This is a genomic window from Bifidobacterium olomucense (assembly GCF_012932375.1).
GTDB lineage: Bacteria > Actinomycetota > Actinomycetes > Actinomycetales > Bifidobacteriaceae > Bifidobacterium > Bifidobacterium olomucense.
This window is the reverse complement of sequence record NZ_JAAIIG010000006.1, coordinates 1-20,301: the sequence shown is the minus strand read 5'-3', so window position 1 is coordinate 20,301 and position 20,301 is coordinate 1. Positions and strand designations below refer to the sequence as shown.

Annotated in this window: 14 protein-coding genes; 5 read left to right on the top strand and 9 right to left on the bottom strand. The window is 61.0% G+C overall.

The window, feature by feature from the left end; genetic code table 11:
• The first annotated feature begins 1 nt into the window (after position 1).
• Genes G1C97_RS07415 through G1C97_RS07405 form a run of 3 tightly spaced genes read left to right on the top strand, consistent with a single transcriptional unit; the run spans position 2 to position 2,712 of the window.
• Positions 2-1,306: an ABC transporter permease gene (locus tag G1C97_RS07415; protein WP_100496612.1), complete on the top strand. Its 1,305-nt coding sequence runs from the start codon at positions 2-4 to the stop codon at positions 1,304-1,306.
• A gap of 3 nt (positions 1,307-1,309) precedes the next feature.
• Entirely contained in the window at positions 1,310-2,107 is a 798-nt protein-coding gene (locus tag G1C97_RS07410) for an ABC transporter ATP-binding protein (protein ID WP_169241236.1), read from the top strand.
• Positions 2,108-2,160: 53 nt separating this feature from the next.
• Entirely contained in the window at positions 2,161-2,712 is a 552-nt protein-coding gene (locus G1C97_RS07405) for an FMN-binding protein (RefSeq protein WP_100496549.1), read from the top strand.
• 253 nt (positions 2,713-2,965) lie between these two features.
• Here G1C97_RS07405 and G1C97_RS07400 read toward each other — a convergent pair whose 3' ends face one another.
• The 5 genes from G1C97_RS07400 to G1C97_RS07380 form a co-directional block, all read right to left on the bottom strand.
• Positions 2,966-3,493 (bottom strand): TetR/AcrR family transcriptional regulator, encoded by a 528-nt coding sequence (locus tag G1C97_RS07400; RefSeq protein WP_169241311.1) that lies wholly within the window; start codon positions 3,491-3,493, stop codon positions 2,966-2,968.
• Positions 3,494-3,655: 162 nt separating this feature from the next.
• Entirely contained in the window at positions 3,656-5,818 is a 2,163-nt protein-coding gene (locus tag G1C97_RS07395; protein WP_169241235.1) for a YhgE/Pip domain-containing protein, read from the bottom strand.
• The gene (locus G1C97_RS07390; protein WP_169241234.1) at positions 5,815-8,529 is read right to left on the bottom strand and encodes a YhgE/Pip domain-containing protein; all 2,715 of its coding nucleotides are present in this window, start codon (positions 8,527-8,529) and stop codon (positions 5,815-5,817) included. Before G1C97_RS07390 ends, G1C97_RS07395 begins: the two co-directional genes overlap by 4 nt.
• A 159-nt stretch (positions 8,530-8,688) precedes the next feature.
• Positions 8,689-9,279 carry a hypothetical protein gene (locus G1C97_RS07385; RefSeq protein WP_169241233.1) on the bottom strand — a complete coding sequence of 197 codons (591 nt, stop codon included), beginning with the start codon at positions 9,277-9,279 and terminating at the stop codon, positions 8,689-8,691.
• Between the two features lie 91 nt (positions 9,280-9,370).
• The gene (locus G1C97_RS07380) at positions 9,371-11,047 is read right to left on the bottom strand and encodes a beta strand repeat-containing protein (RefSeq protein WP_240951058.1); all 1,677 of its coding nucleotides are present in this window, start codon (positions 11,045-11,047) and stop codon (positions 9,371-9,373) included.
• A 254-nt stretch (positions 11,048-11,301) separates the two neighbouring features.
• Between G1C97_RS07380 and G1C97_RS07375 the strand changes: the two genes are divergently transcribed.
• Complete coding sequence (locus tag G1C97_RS07375; protein WP_169241232.1) at positions 11,302-12,543, top strand: putative ABC transporter permease; 1,242 nt, start codon at positions 11,302-11,304, stop codon at positions 12,541-12,543.
• A gap of 241 nt (positions 12,544-12,784) precedes the next feature.
• Here G1C97_RS07375 and G1C97_RS07370 read toward each other — a convergent pair whose 3' ends face one another.
• The gene (locus G1C97_RS07370) at positions 12,785-13,975 is read right to left on the bottom strand and encodes a pyridoxal phosphate-dependent aminotransferase (protein ID WP_169241231.1); all 1,191 of its coding nucleotides are present in this window, start codon (positions 13,973-13,975) and stop codon (positions 12,785-12,787) included.
• A gap of 209 nt (positions 13,976-14,184) precedes the next feature.
• On the opposite strand from G1C97_RS07370, the gene gndA reads away from it, so the two are divergent.
• On the top strand, positions 14,185-15,639 hold the full coding sequence (gene gndA, locus G1C97_RS07365) for an NADP-dependent phosphogluconate dehydrogenase (protein WP_169241230.1): 1,455 nt from the start codon (positions 14,185-14,187) through the stop codon (positions 15,637-15,639).
• Between the two features lie 579 nt (positions 15,640-16,218).
• Here gndA and G1C97_RS07360 read toward each other — a convergent pair.
• The 3 genes from G1C97_RS07360 to zwf all read right to left on the bottom strand — a co-directional run bounded on the left by G1C97_RS07360 (position 16,219) and on the right by zwf (position 19,955).
• Positions 16,219-17,091 (bottom strand): 6-phosphogluconolactonase, encoded by an 873-nt coding sequence (locus tag G1C97_RS07360; RefSeq protein ID WP_169241229.1) that lies wholly within the window; start codon positions 17,089-17,091, stop codon positions 16,219-16,221.
• Between the two features lie 288 nt (positions 17,092-17,379).
• On the bottom strand, positions 17,380-18,420 hold the full coding sequence (locus G1C97_RS07355) for a glucose-6-phosphate dehydrogenase assembly protein OpcA (protein WP_169241228.1): 1,041 nt from the start codon (positions 18,418-18,420) through the stop codon (positions 17,380-17,382).
• Positions 18,417-19,955, bottom strand: a complete 1,539-nt coding sequence (zwf, locus tag G1C97_RS07350) for a glucose-6-phosphate dehydrogenase (RefSeq protein ID WP_169241227.1) — start codon at positions 19,953-19,955, stop codon at positions 18,417-18,419. The genes G1C97_RS07355 and zwf overlap by 4 nt, the downstream gene beginning before the upstream one ends.
• Positions 19,956-20,301: the final 346 nt, after the last annotated feature.

Genomic DNA, 20,301 nt, shown 5'->3' with positions numbered 1-20,301 from the left:
TATGACCAATCGCAAGATGTTCTGGGCGATGATTGTGGGCGCGGTGTTCCGCCGCCGTTCGCGCGCGATCATGGCCGTTATCGCCTCGATGGTCGGCGCGATGACGCTGTTCTGCCTGGCCGCCATTTCGATTGCCGTGCCGCAGCAGATGAACGAGGAACTGCGTTCGTACGGTGCCAATCTCATCGTCACCGCCACCGGTGGCATGTCGGACGAGACCGTGTCGACCATCGAATCGACCGTGACCGGCGTGGCCGACGCGAAGGCCGCCGCCTACCGGTACGAGTCGGTGCGCATCAACTCGGCCCCCTACGTTATGGCTGGCATTGACGTGAACGAGGTGCGCAACCTGAATCGCCACTGGAATGTGGACGGCTCCTGGCCGAGCGAAGGCCGTGTGCTGGTCGGCCGTGACGTGGCCGACGCGCTCGGCGTGAGCATCGGCTCGACCGTTACGATCGGCTATCGTGGCGAGGATTCCGGGCAGCCCAACGGCGACGTTGCCGGGGGAGCTGGGGCTTCGAGTGGTTCGGCGGCGAGCGGCTCTTCCGAAGATAAAGCCGCCGGCGAAACCGGGCAGCAGACCCGAGACGGCCGCGTCTCCACCGATATTCTCGACACCTCCGGCACCAAGTTCCAGGTCGCCGGCATTGTGGACACCGGTGGCTCCGAAGACGAAATCGTGTATGCGGTCGGTTCGGATCTGACCACGCTGGCCGGCAAGCGCGGGCCGGACGTCATCGAGTTCTCGTCCGAGGCCAGCGAGGACCAGCTGAGCGGTCTGGTGAGCAAGCTGAATAAGCAGGGCGCTGCGGCTTCGGCTGGCTCGACCGGCTCGACCGGCGCGGCGGATGCTGTCACCTATCAGGCGCAGCAGGTCACCAAAATGACCGCATCGAACCAGCGCATCATCACCATGCTCAAAACCCTGTTCTGGATCGTCTCGCTGGTGGTCCTCGTGCTGACGCTGGTGGGCGTTTCCACCACGATGGCCTCGATCGTCTCCCAGCGTCGCAACGAGATCGGCCTGAGGAAGGCGCTCGGTGCCTCGTCGCTGTCCGTGGCGGCGGAATTCTTCGTGGAATCCGCGCTCTACGGCCTGTTGGGCGGTCTGATCGGCATGGGGCTCGGCTATGCGCTGGCCCGTGTGCTGTGCGCCCAAGTGTTTGAACGCACGCTTGACTTTAGTTGGGCGCTCGGCGTGGCCTCGGTGCTGCTGTCCGTCGTGCTTGCCATCATCGCGTCGATTCCGCCGGTTCGACGCGCCACCCGTATCGATCCCGCCATCGTGCTGAGGGAGGAGTAACCCATGCAGCTTGAACTCGACCATATTTCCAAGATCTACGGCGATCTGCATGCCGTGGACGATCTGAGCCTCACCGTGCCGGAAGGACAGTGGCTCGCCATCGTGGGTTCCTCCGGCTCCGGCAAAACCACGCTGATGAACATGATCGGCTGCATGGATACGCCGTCCAAAGGTTCGGTGACCCTTGAAGGCCGTCGCCTGGAGGACCTGAATGCAGCCCAGCTCGCCGACGTGCGTAAGAACATGATCGGTCTGGTGTTCCAGAAGTTCTATCTCGTACCGCATCTGACGGCTGTGGAGAACGTGATGGTCGCGCAGTACTACCATTCCGTCGTGGACGAGAAGGAAGCGCTGGCTGCACTCGACCGCGTGGGATTGAAGGAGCGCGCGCATCATCTGCCCGGACAGCTTTCGGGCGGCGAACAGCAGCGCGTGTGCATCGCTCGAGCGCTGATCAACTGTCCGAAGCTGATTCTGGCCGATGAGCCCACCGGCAACTTGGATGAGAAAAACGAGAAGATCGTGCTCGATCTGTTCCGCCAGCTGCACGAGCAGGGCACCACGATTATCGTGGTCACGCATGACGCGCTGGTGGCCAGCTGCGCCCAGCGCGAGATCATGCTCAACCATGGCGTGCTCGTGGGGGAGAAGTGGAACGACGAGAAGGCGCGCAAGGCGTATGAGGCCGCCGGCGGACGCCCCGCATCCACCGGTTCCACCGCCGAGGGCGCACAGTCCGGAGACGTGCCGATCGGCTTCGACGATCCCACCAAGGCCGCCAAAACGGGTGGCGAGGAGTAAAACGGATCTCGGCCTATCGTTGTGACGTGGGATTCGGGATCCAAGGAGAAGACATGACTGACACACAGGCATTGAAAAAATCCGCTACGCTTGCCGCCGCCGGTCTGGTGGTCGCCGGCGCGCTGCTGTCCGGCTGCGGAGAGCCGACCGCTACGCCGATGAACGACGAATACGCCGGCAATTCCGGCGAAACCGCCCAATCCCAGGAACAGCAATCGGAGTCGGGCGGCTCATCCGGTTCCTCCTCTGACTCTTCGGACAAGGCGGATACGTCCAGCACGACGAGCGACAAGAAAGACACTGGCAACTATGCCGATGGCACCTACTCGGTCAACGGCCAGTACGGGCCGGTGGGCGAGGACACCATCGACGTCCATGTGACCGTCAAGGACCAGAACGTCGAAAACGTGGAGATCGTCGGCCACCCGTTCACCACCATCTCCAAGAACCATCAGGACGCCTTCGCCAAGGCCATCAACGGCGTAGTGGACGGCAAGCCTCTGAAAGACCTCAAGGTAGACAAGGTGGCCGGTGCCAGCTGGACCTCCGAAGCGTTCAACAAGGCCCTTGAAGTTGCTCGGCAGGAAGCTTCCATTCAGGAATAGCGGTATCCCCGTGATGCGTGCGGTTCGTTAAGCGCCTTTTCTTGCCTACAAGGGGCTGATTCCCGACTTGTGGAAGGTCTATCTGCGTTACAAGGGGCGGCCGTTCCCTGCATTTCGCGCTCAAGACGTCCATTTGACCCCTTTTGAGGGAGTGGGTGGCCCCTTGTAGCGCAGATAGATGTTCCTGACGGCGGGAATCAGCCCCTCGTAAACAAGAAAGCCGGTTGTCGGCAGGATGCGACGATGCTTTCCCCTATGCCAATAGGGCCGGCCAGAGCAGTTCGGTCAGACGCTCCGGCCAGGAGCTGTCGGCAGTGGCCGACCGATTCTCAATGGCTTCGACAGCCACCAGCGAACCGAGAATGGTGGACAGCAGGAGCCGCTCGTCAAGACCGCGCCGGAACAAACCCTGAGCCATGCCGGACTCCAGAAAATCGTGCAGCCGACTGAGCCATGGCGTAATGACCTGATCCACGATATGCCGGAAGAATTCCGCATCGCTGGACAGCACGATGCCCACACTGTCCACATCGATATCGTTGTCGGCCACCCAATCGACGATGCAGCGCAGCATCTGTGTGAAATGCTCTTTGGTGGGGCTTAACGGCTCGATCATATCCCCGTCGGCCACGTACATGGCACGAATTCCGCGTATCAGCTCGTTGGCGTTGCGGTAACGGCGGTAGATGGTGGTTTTGGCCACGCCGGAGCGGCGGGCCACCTCTTCGATGGTCACGCCGCTGATGCCACGCTCCACCGCCACCTGCAGCGTAGCCTTCATCAGCTTGCGATCGGTCGCCACCCGTCGGCGCTCACCGCGGGGCGATGCGGTCGGCTTGTCGGTTGCGCTGACTGCGCTGACAGCCGGGCTCTCTGCAATTGTCGATGTCATCATACTTCTTCTCTCATTGCCGTTCTCATTGCCATGGGCTGCGACAGCAGCTCAGCTCAACACCTTCGTGCTTTCCACCTTGGCCACATACCACTGGTTGAAACGCACCAGCGGCTTCCTCAGCAGCAATCCCAGCAACAGCAGCGGCGGCATGAACGCCACCAGCCAGCCGGCGGCCTTCCAATAATCCAGGTCGTAGATGCCGGCGATGGCGGCACGCATCATCGTCACCGAATGGGTCAACGGCAGTGCGGGCGAAATCTTCGCGATGAAATCGGGCAACATCTGCACCGGGTAGGCGGCGTTCGCGCCCGTGATCTGCACGATCAGCATCAGCACGCCAATCGCCTTGCCCACATTGCCGAAGCTCACCACCATCGTGTACATGAACAGCGAGAACAACAGCGCTGAAAGCCAGCCGGAAAGCATGAACAGCATCGGATGTACGGCCTGCACATCGAGGAACAGCAGATCGCCGCCCAACGACACCGTGGCCTGTATCAGCGCGATCAATGCGAACACCCCGTAGTGGCCCAGATACAGCTGGTGGGGTCTTGGGTCTCCCAGTTCGCGTCGAATCCTGCGCGAGACCGTGGTCTTCAGGGTGACCACCATGAGCAGCGAGCCCACCCACAACGGAATCAACGTATAGAACGGTGCCATCGAGGAGCCGAAGTTCTCCACCGGGAACACGGCCTTGCGCTTGAGCTTGACCGGTGCGGCCAGTGTGGAGGCCAGCTCTTCCGGATCCGCGCTCAGCACATCCTTGACGGTGCTCATGTCGCCGCTGTCCAGGGCGCTGCTGAGTTTGCTGTTGAACTGTGAGAGTTCGCTGGAAGCATCGCGCAGCTTCTTCGAGACCTTATCCAAGGTTTTGCGCGCGTCGGAGAGCATGGTGCTGGCGTCGGTCGAGGAATCCTTGAGATCGCTCAGCGTGCTTTTCAACTGGGTTGCATTGGAATCCAGCAATCCTGCGGCGTCGGATACCGTGGCCGTCAGCGATTCGATTTGCGGGGTCACATTGTTGGCGAAATCGGTTTTGACCCCTTCAACGCTCGTTTTGGCCTGATCGGCCAGATTCTTCACTTCAGCGTGCTGGTTCTGGGCCTTCTGATCGCTTGCACGCACGTCATTCGCCGCCGAGCTCAGCGCGTTTTGCAATGCCTGCTGACGTGCGATGGACCGGTCCAGCATGCGTACGCTGACTGCGTCATCGCCCAGAATCGAAGCCAGCGTATCGCGAATCGACTGGTAATGCGTGATCTGCTCGCCCACGGCCGTGGCCTGACTGTCCAACTCACTTGCCACCGCTCCCGCGCCGGTGGAGACGTCGGCATACAGCGAATCGATGGAGTCGGATACCGCGCCGAAACTGTTGGCGCTGGTGGTCAGCGCGTCCTGCATGGCTGTGGTGGTGGTCTCCAACGCGCCCTTCACGTCACTGACACCTGTTTTGGCGGTGGAGATGTCCGTTTTGGCTCGTTCGGCGGAGCTGGAAGCCTGCTCGATCAGGTCGTTCGAGGTGTCGAGCAGCAACTGCGCCGATTCAGTAAGGGAACCGTAGGTGCCGAGCATGTCGGCCGTGTCGTCCAAGCGCGAGGCGAAATCGGCGATATTCGCATTGAAATTGGTCAGCTGATTCTGCGCCTGCGGGTCGTCGAGCTGATCAGCCAGCGATGAGGCGATTTCCAGCGCGGCAGAGGTGATGGTTTCGGCGAACGTGGTGTTGATCTCAGCAGCCACTTCATCCGCGCCCTCGTTGAGCAGGTTCGGTGCCAACGCGTTCTTCTTCTCGTTGCGATAGTAGGTGAGCTTGGCATGCTCCGCATCGGAGGAGAAGAAGGTCATCATGTCTTGGCTGAACGACTTCGGGATGACGATGGCCGCATAATATTTGCCGGATTTTGCACCTTCGATGGCGTCCGTCTTGGTCGTGATCGTCCAATCGAGCTGACTGTTGGCCCTCAGGGCGTTGACCACCTGATCGCCCACGGTCATTTTGATCGGAATCAGGTCGGATTTATAGCCTTCATCCACATTGGCCACGGCGAATTTGAGGTTCTTCATGTTCGAGAACGGGTCCCAGCAGGCGGCCACGTTGAACCAGGTGAACAGGCCGGGAATCATCACCAGACCGATCACGATGATGATGGACACCACGTTGCTGGTCAGGCGACGGACGTCGCCGACGAATAGTTTCCAGATCGTTCTCATCGTGCGTGCTTCCCTTCCTTCGTCTCCAGCAGTCCCATCAATCTCAGGGTCGGTGCCTCGTCGCCGATGCCGTGAGAGGGTGAGGCGCCGGCGGTGCCGTTGTCTGTGCTTGCGTCGTCAGCGTCGTCGTCAGCGACATTGGTATTGCCGTTGTCGTCGCCAGCAGCCGCAGCACCCGCTCCGTGACGGCCGGGGCGACGGCGGTACAGCATCGAACGGATCGATTCGTCCGGCAGGTTGCCGAGCTCGGTCTGCCGGCGGATCGAATCACGCATGAATTCCACGATCATCAGGAATCCGATGATGATCACCACCCAAGCCAGCCAGGTGCCCATGACCACGATCTTTTCGCTCGTGGTCAGCGAGAACACGATGATCAGTATGGCGGGCACTACGAATCCGGCGATGAGTGCGCCGGTCAGCAACTGCGGATAGCGACGCTGGAAGCTGGCGGCGCGACGTTCGATGCCACGGCGGTAGTCCTCATGGTTGGCCAGCGCGGCGATCGCCTGCGTGATGCGGTACTCGCTGCCGGACAGATGCACATCCTCGCCGATGATCATGTCGCTTTCCTTGATTTCGCGCGCGAACAGACGGTTGAGGTTCGCCAGACGCGGTCTGGCCACCAGTCCCAGCAGGAACGCGAGTACCGCGAAAATCAGCAACCTGCCGATGTAGTGGAACCAGTTGCCGCCGTAGAATCCGGCGATGGCTTCGCGCATCGCGTCAATCGAATAGGTGAACGGCAGCAGCGGGTAGATCGTGCGGAAGAATCCGGGCATCATCTCGATCGGATACAGGCCTGAAGCGCCCGGCACCTGCAGAATCACCAGCGCCACGCACAGGCCCTTGCCTACATGCATGAACGTGGTGGCCATCGCGAAGATGAACGACATGTACACCAGCGAGGTGATGACGCATGTCAGCAGAAATACCGGAATGTTCACGCACTGCATGCCGATGATGAGATTGCCGGTTCCGGTGACCAGCCCCTGTGTGGCGGCCAGTGTGGAAAGCAGCGCGAGACGGCCCAGATATCCCTGCGTCGGGGTGAGGTTTTCGATGCCTTCGTCGTCGGTCTCGATTTTCGGAATCACCACGAGCACGAACGCACCCACCCACAGGGCCAATGCGGTGAACAGCGGTGCCATGCCGGAACCGTACGAGCTCACCGGGTACAGCGTTTTCTCGCTGATGACGGTGGGGGAGAGCATGAAATCGGCGATTTTCGAGGCGTCGAGCTTGCCGTCTGTGTCAAGCAGCGAGCCGAGCGTGCTGGAGACGGAGAGCGCCCGGATGTCGGTGGCGATGGTGGCGAGCTTGTCCTGTACGTCTTGGAGCGCATTGTCCGTGTCGTTCAGCGCGGTGGTAGTGGAGTCGGCTGCTTTGTCCAACTGATCCAGCACCTGCTTCGACTGGTCGATAAGCGAGGACTGTGAGGTGATGCCGTTGGACAGTGTGGAGGCGGTGTTGCTCAAGGCGCCTAGGCCGCTGGTGAGCTGCGGCAGGGAGCCGGAGATCAGCGTATTGCGAGCGTCGCCTACCGCGGTGACCGTGGTTTGCGTAGTGGTGTTGAGATTGTCGGACAGGCCTTGCGTATCCGTGGCCGCACTGCCGATGCTGGTATTGAGCGTGTTCAGATTGCCGAGCGTGCCCGCCAGTTTCGTATTGCGGTCCTGCAGTTTGGTGATCACCGACTTGAGCGGCTCCTGATCGGCGTTCGGCAGGTCGTTCAGCTTGTCGATCAGATCGGCGTTGGCGGCGTTGATGTCTTCTGCGGTGTGGATGAGTCCGCCTACCTGCTGGTTGGCCGAGCTGATGGCGCCGGTGACGGTGCCTACGCTCTGGTTGGCCTTGCTGACCGCTTGGCTGAGCAGGCTGGAGCCTTGGTCTATGGTGCCGGAGGTGGAGGTGACGAAATCCGTGACGCTGGTTTGCGTGGTGCCGATGAGCTGCGATGCTCCTGCCAGACCTCCGGCGGCGTCGATGCCGAGCTTGCGTGCGTCTTCCAGCGCCTCACGCGCGGTACGTGTCTGCGCGGGCGTTTTGGCCAGTTCGTCATTGATTTTGGCGATGGCGCTGCGCGTGGAGGTGACGTCGTCCGAGGCCTCGTCCAGTGCGTCGAGCACCTTGGCTTTGGTCTGGTCGGTGCGGTTGATGGCTTTGTCGCCGGTTTCGTTGATGACGTTCGTCAGTACTTTGGAAACGGTGGAGACGAACGTGGAGTTGACTGTGCGGTCCAGTGTTGAGGCGCCGACGTCGGTGACTTTCGGGGCTACGGCGTTGGCTTTTTCGTTGACGTAGTACTCCAGTGTGGGACGGTCCTCGCCACCGGTCACGACGCCGGCGAGGTCGTCGGAAAAGTCTTTCGGGATGATGATGGCGGCGTATGCCTCGCCGGATTTCACCATATCCATCGCTTCGTCTTGATCGACGAAAGTCCAGCCGAGCTGGGTGTTCTGCTTCATCTGATCAACGATCTGATTGCCGAGGTTCTGCTTGCCGATCAGCTCGTTGTCGGTGCCGGTGTCGTTGTTGGCGATGGCCACGGTGATGCCGCCGGTATTGCCGTACGGGTTCCAGAAGCCCACGATGTTGTACCACGAGTACAGCGGTGGGATGAACACCATGCCGAAGAGAATCACCCAGGCGGTCGGCACCCTGAACAGGCGCAGGAAGTCGCGCTTGAGGACCTTTGCGATGTTGCGCACTCAATACCCCCGATTGGCCGGTTTACAAAAAGCTACGTTCTCCGTAGCGCTACGTTTAGCGTAGCGCTACGGAGAACGTAGCGTAATACCTTGTTGGGAGATGGGTGGTGCAATGGTGCGCCGCTGGACGTGTTGTCTAGTTTTGACGCTTCCTTATGCTCAACTGGCGATGGTACCGGTGCCGGAAATGCTTTCGGAGCCGCTCAGCTGACTGGAGGAGTCAGCGGAGCCGGAGGCGTTGCCGGAGTTGGAGCCGGAGTTGCTGGAGTCGCCAGAGTTGTCTGAGGAATCGCCACCGGATTCCTGATTGTCGGAACCGGGCAGGCTTGGCGCTCCGCCGTTCTGGCTGTTGCCGCCCTGGCCGCCGCCCATGCCGCCTTGGCCGGAGCCGCCGGGCATCTGCATCTGCTGCTGGCTGGATGAACCGCCGTTGCCGGCGATGGCTCCGTACAGCACGCCGCCGCCGAGGCCTCCCACCAGACCGCAGGCCAAGCTGATGCCTACCAGCAGTGCAATCGCCTTGCCGGAGAAGGTGCGTGCCGTCGCTTCGGAACCGTGCGGAGCTCCCGGAGCGGCGAATGGTGCACCTTGTGCAGGTGGCACAGGGGTGGCCGGCCCCGCCGGCGCGGTCCATGCCGGGTTGCCTGTGACTGCATTCTGACCGGCATAGCCATTGCTGGCCGCCTCGCTGGCCTTCTGCTGATCGGTGGTTTGCTGCGGGAAGACATTGGTGGTGTCGTTGTTGCTCATGATCGGTCCTTTCGAAAAGTCGTGAATAATCCGTGGAATGGAATCGAAGTGTTGTGGTTGTGAATAGGGGGGGCAGGGGGTCGTCGCGGCCTTACATGCTCCACGTGGTGGAGGTGCCGAACTGCGTATCGAAATCGGAGCGATCGATGAGATCGTCGCTGAGCGTGGTGTCGTCGCCGGTGGCCGAATCGGGCAGTGACGTACCGTAATCACCGGTAACGGTCACGGTGACGGACCCGGTGCCCTTGACGACGGTTGTGCCGCCGGCCACGATGGTCACGGTGTTGCCGTCGGCATCAACCACCTTGCCGCCGGACGCGACGTTCAGCGCGGACACCGTCGTGTCTTCGCTGACCACCCACGTTGAAGTACCGTCGACGTTCACTGTGATCGGCGCATCGGTGGTGGACGAATCAGTGGCGTTCGCGTTCTTGGCAATCGACGCGTTGCCGGTCCAAGTCGAGCCTTCCAGCAGGTTCAGCGTGACCGACGAGATCGTATCAGCGCTTACCGTGCCGTTGAGCGTCTGGTTGCGGCCGGTGAACACGACGGTCGCGCCGTTGGAGCCGGCCGAACCCCAGTTGTTCGAGTCGTTGCCGGCGACCGTGATCAGCGCCGCCTTGGACGAGTCGAAATCAAGCGTGGTGTTCGACAGGACCACATCCGCGGTGGTGTTCGTGAAGTAGAACATCGAACCGGACTGGATCGAGGACTTCAGTGTGGAGTCGGCGGCCTGGAAGGTCGCGTGTTCGCCGGTTGTGGATTCGGCGTCGCCTGACGTGGACTGGTAGATGATCACGCCGTTGGCGATCGGGTCGCTGGCCGTTTTGCCGGTGATGGTGCTGGTCAGCTCCGAATCCTTGATCAGGATGGTGTTCAGGCCCTCCATGCCGGCGATCTGCGAGCCGGTGGCGGTGCCGGTGACGCCGGAAACCTGCACGTTGCCGGTCGAATACAACAGCGGTGAGCCGGAACCGGCGGTGACGAGCTGGGAATCGGTGGCGGAGATCGAGCCGCCGCCGCGGTCGGTGGCGATGGTGGCCGAATGGTCGCCCTTGGTGGAGGCGTTGACGGCGTTCGCCAGAATCGTGCCGCTATAGGTGGCGTCAAGACCGCGTGAATTGTCGGCCGTGGTGTTGATGGTCACGTTGTTGGCCAGCACGGTGCCTGAGTCGGTGGCGAAGATCGCGTTCGAGCCGGAGCTGGAGGCGTTCAGCGAGGAGTCGGAGATGATGGTTTTCGAGCCTTCGCCGACCGTAAGCGCCACGGAATTGGTGCCGTAGAAGTTGTTGTTGTCGGCGTTGTCCGAGTCGCCGGATTTGGTCAGCGTGCCGTTGGTGATGGTCAGCGTGCCGCCGTTCTGCGTCAATGCCGCATTCTGGTCGGATTTGCTGGCTTCGGTGGTTTCGCCGTCGGAAGTGACCTCTTTGCCGTCGGCGGTGAGTGCGCCGGAGTAAGTGCCGGTGTAGTCGTAGCTCATGGTGTCGGCGCCGCCGCCTCCCGGCTGGCCCTGCACGGTGGCGTTGTTGGCGCTGGAGCTGGAGCCCCAGCCGAGCGTGCCGGCGAGCGCCGCTCCGGCCATGCCGTAGCCGAATCCGGTGATCAGGGAGATCGCCGCCGCTGCCGCCGCGGCCTTGCCCAGCGGCAGTTGCGCGAACCGACGGGCTTTGGTCGAGCTGCTGCCGCGGCTTGTGGCGTGATCGTGCGGTCCATGCGCGGATTCGCGTGCGGACGTCCGCCGCTTGCCGGACGAAATCGCGTTGGTCATGATGGTTTCCTTTCGTTATTGCGTCAACAGCCTTCCGCGCTTGCGGTGGAATCGTGCTGCGCTGTGATGATTCAAGTACACCGTTGCTTGCGCAACGTTGCCTTTGGCCGGGCGAAAGGACGGCTGTAATCTGCGGCAAGGATTTCTGGGTGATTCTTGGACGTTTCCTGAAAGCGCTACGGCGCTTGGGGTGGTGGCGATAATGCTATAAAGAAAGACATGCCGGACCGGCTGCGACGTGAGGAAGGTGAGCCATGAGGAAAGCGCAATCGATGGAATCGGCTGCCGCGGCAGACCTGGTTGCTGCGGAACTGGACGATACCCAATCGGACGTGGATGCGCGTCGTCTTCCGATTCTGGCGCGCGTCTACGGCGTGCTGGTCGTACTCGACGGCATATCCACGCTGCCCATTCTGGTGATCTCCTGCATCTATGCGGTCCGCGAGATCGCCGCCGGCCGCGTGCATGTGGATGCGCTGAGCCTGACATTCATGCTCACGGCACTTCATGCGGTGGTGCTGATCGTCAACGCTGCCTGCTTGACGATTTTCGGCGTTCTGCTGCTGCGCAACCGACGCCGATACGCCGCGCGTTGGGCGTACGTGCTCATGCCGCTCACCCTGGCCGACGGTATGCTGTCGTTGGCGTTGGAAGGACTGGGATGGAACATCCTTCTGCCCGGCATCCAGATGATCATCCTCATCGTGATTTCGGTAACCGCGGATCCGGCGCTGCGTGAGGAACGCCGGCTGCAGTGGGCGTTGCGCAGAATGGACGAACGCGACGATTATGAATCCGCGCTGGCCGCCGGCATGCTCGGGCGCGACCAGAGTGGCAAAGGTTATATCGCGTTGGACTTCTTCAATATTTTCTGGCTGTTCACCATCGCATCAGTGGGCGGTCTCATCATCGAGACCATCTACCATTTCGCGCTGTACCACGGTGAACTGCAGGACCGTGCGGGATTGTTGTGGGGACCGTTCTCGCCGATCTACGGTTGCGGTGCCGTGCTGGTGACCGTATGCCTGAACCGGTTGTGGAAATCGAATCCGTTCCTGATCTTCTGCGCCTCAGCGGTGATCGGCGGCGCATTCGAATACGTCACGAGCTGGTTCATGGAAGTGGCGTTCGGCATCACCGCATGGGATTACACCGGCCAGTGGCTATCCATCGACGGGCGCACGTCCGGCAAGTACATGTTCTTCTGGGGGCTTATCGGCGTGGTATGGGTGAGGTTCCTGCTGCCACGCATGCTCGCGCTCATCAACCGGATTCCGTGGAAAGTACGGTATTCGCTGACCGCGGCATGCGCCGTGCTCATGGTGATTGACATTGTCTTCACGCTGATGGCGCTGGATTGCTGGTACGGGCGCATGGCCGGACAGGTGCCGGATTCGCCGGTGGCCATGTGGTTCGCCGAACATTTCAGCGACTCAACCATGGCCGACCGGTTCCAGACCATGACCATCGACCCGTCCAAGGCCGGCCGCATGTAGTTTTTTTGTGGGCTCTGTCGTAGCCCAATTCCGATAACTCCAGCACGGGAACGGAACGTCGGGGTGCGGCATATGCGATGCCCGACCGTAAGCAGCTTTGGTGCATGCTACGCTTCGCGAGCATGCACCAAAGCGAGGCCGAGCGGCCTTGAGCGTGTCGGGCATCGCATACGCCGCACCTCGACGGCAACAGCGAATCGGCCGGCGATCACAGTCCACTGCACAGATCGTCATCCGGCGATCACAGTCCGTACTGTTCGTGTGCGAACTTTTCGAGCGCCGGAATCGAGCGCTTGACCTTCTCCGTGTCGATGCAGTACGCCATACGGAAGTATCCGGGAACGCCGAAGCTTTCGGACGGCACCAGAATCAGGTCGTATTCCTTCGCCTTGAGGCAGAACTCGGTCGCATCCTCCTCCAAGGCCTTCGGGAAGATGTAGAACGTGCCGCCGGGGCGAACCACGTCGAATCCGATGGATGTGAGGGCGTCATAAAGCAGGTTCATGTTCGTCTCGTAAACGGAGAGATCGCTGGTCTCATCAAGTACCTTCGCCACGCCCAGCTGGATCGAGCTCGGCGGGCAGTTGTGCCCGGTGCCGCGAGAGATCTGCCCCATAATCGGCACCAGCAGATCGGCATCGGCGGCCGCTGGATTCACCGCCACGTAGCCGATGCGCTCGCCGGGCAGGGACAACGACTTCGACCACGAATAGCAGGTGAGCGTGTTCGCGTAGAAGTTCGCCGGATACGGCTGGGTGTTGCCGTCAAAGACGATCTCACGGTATGGTTCGTCGCTGATCAGGAAGATGTCGTGGCCGTATTCGGTCTGCTTGGCGGTGAGCAGGGCGGCGAGTTTGGTGAGCGTCTCGGCCGAGTAGACGGCACCGGAGGGGTTGTTCGGCGTATTGATCAGCACGGCCTGCACGTTCGGGTTGAGCGCCGCTTCAAATGCCTCGAAGTTGATCTGGAAGTTCGCCGTGTCCGCGGGAATCACGGTCAGATGTGCGCCTGTGCCGTTCACGTACGGCATGTACTCGGGGAAGAAGGGGGCAAAGGTGATGATCTCGTCGCCCGGCTTGGTCACTGCGCGCATCGCATGGGCCAACGCGCCGGCTGCGCCCGTGGTCGGGAAAATGTGATTGCCGGTGTAGGCGGTGCCGAATCGGCGATTGAGTGAATCGGCGATGGCCTCCTTGACGGACGGGATGCCAAGCGAGGGGGAGTATCCGTGAATGGCGACCGGATCGCCGTTCGTATACAGGTCGACCATGGTTCTGGCGAAGTCGGGCGGGGCCGGAACGCTCGGGTTGCCGAGGGAATAGTCGAACACATTGTCGTAGCCGATTTCCTTGCCTCGGGCGGTGGCGTATTCGCTCAATTCGCGGATGACGGACTTGCCGCCCAGCATCGCCTTATATGCCTCATTGATCATGAAAGACTCCTTGCCGTTCGTTCGACACCGATATCTCCCTATTCAACCACCTCAGCGTTGGGTTGCGGCAGCGGATATCCGAGGGGCGATTCATCGGCAGACGCTGAGCGGTCGGTCAGCTGTTGGCGTAAGACGGGTCTCGCATGCCGTCAACGTGGACGATAGACTGACAGTGTTTGAACGATGAGCTTCACAGAAAGGCAAGGCAAATGGCCGAAGCTACTGCAAATATCGGCGTAATCGGACTGGCGGCAATGGGTTCCAACCTGGCGCGCAATCTGGCGCACCATGGCAACACGGTAGCCCTGTTCAACCGTCACTACTCCCGTACCGAGAAGCTGATTGCCGAGCATGGCACTGAAGGCAACTTCGTGCCGGCCCAGACGTTGGAAGAGTTCGCGGCTTCCCTGAAGCGCCCTCGCACTGCCATCATCATGGTCAAGGCCGGTGCTCCGACCGATGCTGTGATCGAGCAGCTCGAAGAGGTGTTCGAGCCGGGCGACATCATTGTGGACGGCGGCAACTCCTTCTTCAAGGACACCATCAAGCGTGAGAAGGAAGTGCGAGCCAAGGGCTTCCACTTTGTGGGCTGCGGCGTGTCCGGCGGCGAGGAAGGCGCGCTGAACGGTCCGTCCCTGATGCCTGGCGGCACTGCGGAATCCTGGAAGACCCTCGGTCCGATCCTTGAATCCATCGCCGCCAAGGTGAACGGCGAGCCGTGCGTGACCCACATTGGCACCGATGGTGCCGGCCACTTCGTCAAGATGGTGCACAACGGCATTGAGTATGCCGATATGCAGGTGATCGGTGAGGCGTACGACATTCTGCGCCGTGGCTTGGGCATGGATGCCGAGGAGATCGGCGACGTGTTCGAGGAGTGGAACAAGGGCGACCTTGATTCTTACCTCATTGAGATCACCGCCGAGATCCTGCACCACAAGGATGCCGAGACCGGCAAGCCGTTCGTGGACGTGGTGGTCGATCATGCCGGCATGAAGGGCACCGGCACGTGGACCGTGCAGACCGGTCTGGAGTTCGGCTCCCCGGTGGCTTCCATTGGCGAGGCTGTGTTCGCCCGTGCCCTGTCTTCCCACGGCGAGCTGCGTGAGGCCGCTCAGCAGGAAGGTCTGGCCGGTCCGAACAAGACCATCGATCTGGACGGTGAGGATCGTGCGGCGTTCGTCGAGGACGTGCGCAAGGCGCTGTTCGCCTCCAAGGTGGTTGCCTACGCTCAGGGCCTGAACGAGATTCAGGATGGTGCCAAGGAATACGGCTGGGATATCAACCTGTCCGAAGTGGCCCGCATTTGGCGTGGCGGCTGCATCATCCGTGCCCAGTTCCTGCTCGACCGCATCACCGAGGCCTTCAAGGGCGATAACCCGCCGGCCTCCCTGCTGTTCGACCCGTACTTCGAGAAGATCATCGGCGAATCCCAGGATGCATGGCGTCGCGTGATCGTTCGCGCCGTGGAAGCCGGAATCCCGACCCCGGTGTTCTCCAGCTCCCTGGCCTACTACGACGGCCTGCGCTCCAAGCGCCTGCCCACCGCCCTGACCCAGTCCCAGCGCGACCTCTTCGGTGCCCACACCTACGGCCGCGTAGACAAGCCCGGCGTATTCCACACGTTGTGGGCTGAGCCGGGTAAGCCTGAAATCGAAGCGTAGCTTCGTGATTTCAGGCTTAAGGACAGCCCTGTGGGCTGTCCGGCCGGCTCAGTGCTCGGTGGCTATGCCACCGAGCCAACATTGAGTCTCGCTCGTAGAGCGAGTCCGTAATTGCAGGGGCCGGAGGCGAAGAGGGTAAGCCTGAAATCGAAGCGTAGCTTCGTGATTTCAGGCTTAAGGACAGCCCTGTGGGCTGTCCGGCCGGCTCAGGCTCGGCGTCTATGCCGGCTTGGCGTCTATCGTCGTCCCGGTGTGCGTATCAACCGATTGATGCGCACACCGGGACATATTTGTATGTCCCGGTAGAGGGTTTTGGCTGATTATCGCGAACCGTGGCAAGGAATCCCTGGAATCCGAATACCAGAGTGAATAGAAATGGCGATATTCTGCCATTTATAATGCCGGGCACAACATGCGTTGCCGTCATTTTTGTCTCGGTTGTCTCAAAAAAGCCAAAATAGAAAACCGGGACACGTAAATCTGTCCCGGTTCCTCATAAACCTGGTTTTCACTGTACGGGGACGGATCCTGGCGATTGGAGATTGCAGGAATCGGCTCTCTGTGCCACTTCCGTGAGCCCTATAGCTTAACTATCGTCTCCTCGGTGGTGAACCAGACGAATTCCTCGGTGCCGCCGGTGTAGGAGGACGGATACTCCGGGTCGCCGGTCAATCCGGTGCCATCAGAGTGCGCGGCGAACATGTGTGCCAGCGAATCGGCCTTGCCCGCCCCTGCAGCGAAGAACCAGGTACGGCGAGATCGAGCGATCAGCGGCGCGGTCAGCGAGATGCGCAGCGGCGGCATCTTGGGGGAGTGGCTCACGCCCACAGTCAGGCGATCGGTCACTGACACTTCATGGTGACCGGAGGAGGCTGGGAACAGCGAGGCGTAATGGCCATCCGGTCCCATACCCAGAATCATCAGGTCGAATACTGGCTCCGGCCCCATCTCGCGGGTCAGCTCATCGGCATAGCGGCGGGCGGCGGCGTCCAGCAACGCGGCGTTGTCAGCGTCGGCGGCAGCTCGTACGTCGGCGTCTGTGCTCTCCGTATTCGCCATCACTGTAGCGATTTCCTCGGCGGAACGGAGGTCGGCGGGCATCTCATGGATGTTCGATTCCGGCAACTTGCCATCGGCCACCAGCTGGTCGAGCAGCAGATGACGCGCTTCCAGCGCATTGCGATCGGTGTCGTATGACGGCACAAAACGTTCGTCGCTGAACCAGAAATGCACGCGACTCCAATCAATGCTTGCGCTCAGCGGATTGGCAAGCACCAAACCCAGCGGCTGCGCGGCCGAACCGCCAGACAAAGCCACATCCACGCGCGTGCGACGGCTGCCATCCGCCAGTCGCTCATCCAGCGCATCAAGCAGCCCCAATACCAGACGCTGTGCGCCGGCATGAATCATCAAATCTTTATCAGGGTAAACAATCAGTGTGCGATTTGCCATAACAATATCCTTGGTCTGTTGCGCGGATTTCTCCGATTGCAGGTGTCAGTGGAGACGTTCTGCGCACAACGGCAAAAAATCAATTATTTTTCGATATTGTGCGAACACAAATCAACGATTATTGAGATTCTGCGCTGTTGTGCGGTCTGCTGCATCAAGCAAAACGTTGGGAATAAGCCATTTTTGTTGTGCGGTGTTTTGACTGTGGATTCAAATGTGCCGCACTATTCGCTGCCACAAGGGAAATCGACGAATAGTGCGGCACATTTGAATGCATGGCGAAATGACCTAGTGGCGAATCAAATCCCAGCCTTCATTGATGACTTCGGCATAGATCTCATCTGGGTCGATACGGCGCAATTCCTCAGTCAGGCAGTCTTCGATGGTGCGCATCGGCACGGAAATCGTTTGCGGTGCCTGCCCGGGCATGGAAATCAGCGCCTGATCTTCATACGGGCGCTCCAGCGATACCACACCGTCCGCGCGCGTCAGGTACACGCCGGTTACCGCTTCGGCGTCCGGTTCGAATTCGGTTTCAACGGGCACGTTGAGCTTCAGTCGCAGCCACGCGCACAGCATCTCCATCGGCAGGAATTCCGCCTTACCAGTTACCTTGACCGCAGTGATCGGCAAATGCGGCGGCTGGTCGAGCATCGCGGCGAGCATGGCGCGCCAGACGGTCAGTCGCGTCCAAGACAGATCGATGTCTTCCGGAGTCCAGTTGCGGCGCAGTCGTTCGATCGTAGCCTCGGGATTCGTGGAATGCAGGGCATCGGTGATACGGCTGCGGGCCATAGCGCCCATCAGATCCTTGGCCGGGTTCGACGGCGGGGTCGTCGGCCACCAGGCCACAACCGGTGCATCCGGCACCAGCAGCGGGATGACAAGCGTATCAGGATGGTTGATGAGTCCACCGCGCGGGCGCAGGATGATGATCTCACCGGCACCGGCATCCGCGCCGAATCGGACCTGTGCATCCAGATTGGAATCGTTCGGATCGGTGGGGCCGTCGGTCAGATCTACTGCCGGGTTGTCGCGATTCGCGGCGACTTCGGCGGCGACTTCAGCTGCGTTCGGTTCGCTGCCGGCGGTGCCGTTCGCGCCGGCAACCGGACGATACTCACGATTCGGCACGATGGCGATCACACGGCATGGATGCTCGCGGCTCGCCGAATTGGCGACTTCCAGCGCATGCTCAAGATTGTCGTCATCCGTGGCGATGAGTAGCGTCAGCACTCGTCCGGTGGCTGATTCGCCGCGTTCCTCGTGCAGTTGCTCAATCTTGTGCGCGATCTCACGGGTGCGGGTATTGGGCATATCGATGATCATGGCATCCTCCAGTGGCGTCCTTCGCGCGCCAGCATCTCATCGGCTTCGGCCGGTCCCCAAGTGCCGGCGCGGTAAGGCTGTGGCTGGCCGAGTGTGGACCAGAACTCTTCGATCGGGTCGAGAATCTCCCAGCTGAGGTTCACTTCCTCGGTGGTTGGGAACAGCGGCGGATCGCCCAACAGCACGTCCAGAATCAGTCGCTCGTATGCTTCCGGCGAGTTTTCAGTGAATGAACGGCCGTAGCTGAAGTCCATGTTGACGTCACGGACCTCCATTGTCGAGCCGCCCGGCACCTTGGCGCCGAATCGCATGGTTACGCCCTCGTCCGGCTGCACGCGAATCACGATGGCGTTCTTGCCGAGCTCACGTACGGCGGTCTGTTCGAACGGCAGGTGAGGGGCGCGCTTGAAGACCACGGCGATTTCGGTCACGCGCTTGCCCAGACGTTTGCCGCAGCGCAGGTAGAACGGCACACCGGCCCAACGGCGGGTGTCGATATCAAGGCGAATTGCGGCGTACGTCTCGGTGGTGGACTTGGGATCGATGCCCTTCTCCTCCAGATAGCCGACGACCTCATGCGAGCCTTGCCAACCTTTGGCATACTGGCCTCGCGCGGTATTGGAGGCTAGGTCCTTCGGCAGGCGGACGGCGGAGAGCACCTTGGTTTTTTCGGCCGTCAGATCCTTGGCGGTGAAGCTTACCGGCTCTTCCATGGCTGTAAGCGCCATCAGCTGCAACAAGTGGTTCTGGATGACATCGCGCGCGGCGCCGATGCCGTCGTAGTACCCGGCGCGGCCACCGATGCCGATGTCCTCGGCCATGGTGATCTGCACGTGGTCCACGTAGTTGGCATTCCAGATCGGCTCGTACATCGCGTTCGCGAATCGCAGAGCCAGCAGATTCTGCACGGTCTCCTTGCCGAGGTAATGGTCGATGCGGAACACCGAGTTCGGGTCGAACACCTCGGAAACCACGCTGTCGAGCTCCTTGGCGCTGGCCAGATCGTGACCGAACGGCTTTTCGATGATCACGCGACGCCATGCGCCTTCGCTCGAACGGGACAGGCCGGAGGCCGCCAACTGCTTGGAAACGACCGGGAAGGCGCGCGGCGGTACCGACATGTAGAAGGCGTGGTTGCCGCGCGTGCCGCGGTCGCGATCGAGCTCCTGCACGGTGGCGCTCAGTCGCTCGAAGGCTTCGGGATCGTCAAAGGTGCCCTGCACGAAGCGAATGCCCTTCGCGAGGTTCTCCCATGTCGATTCCTTGAACGGCGTACGGCAACGGGCCTTGACGGCGGTTTTCACGAAGTCGATGAAATGTTCCTGCGTCCAGTCGCGGCGGGCGAAGCCGGTCAGGCCGAAACTCGGTGGCAACAGACCACGGTTGGCGAGGTCGTAGACGGCCGGAAGCAGCTTTTTCTGCGCCAGATCACCCGTGACGCCAAAGATGACGAGGCTGCACGGGCCGGCGATGCGGGGCAATCGCAGATCGCGCGAGTCGCGTAGTGGATTGCTCCATGCGTTGGATTCACTCATGGTGCTCAGCCTAGTCTGTAGGGCCCATGATTCGCTAGAGGCGATATACGATATGGGCCGTCCGAGACCGCTGGATGGTGCGAGATGCGTCACAGTTTGGGGGAGATGGGCTGGGCGATTGGTGAAGCGGTAGACGTGTGATGACTGCGGTGGTCGCGCGGTGGCGGGTATCGGCGCTTATGTTGTCTCGTGTTGTCCTTCACCGACTCACGGTGTTCGGGGTTAAGTAAAGAAACGTGGGTCTTAAATCCGGGGTTGGGCGTTCTCCTGTCTTGCGTGTCGGGGCGTGATTAACGGTCCGGGCGTTAATCCGGTCGGGTGCTTGACTTTTCGTGTTGGCTTGTTC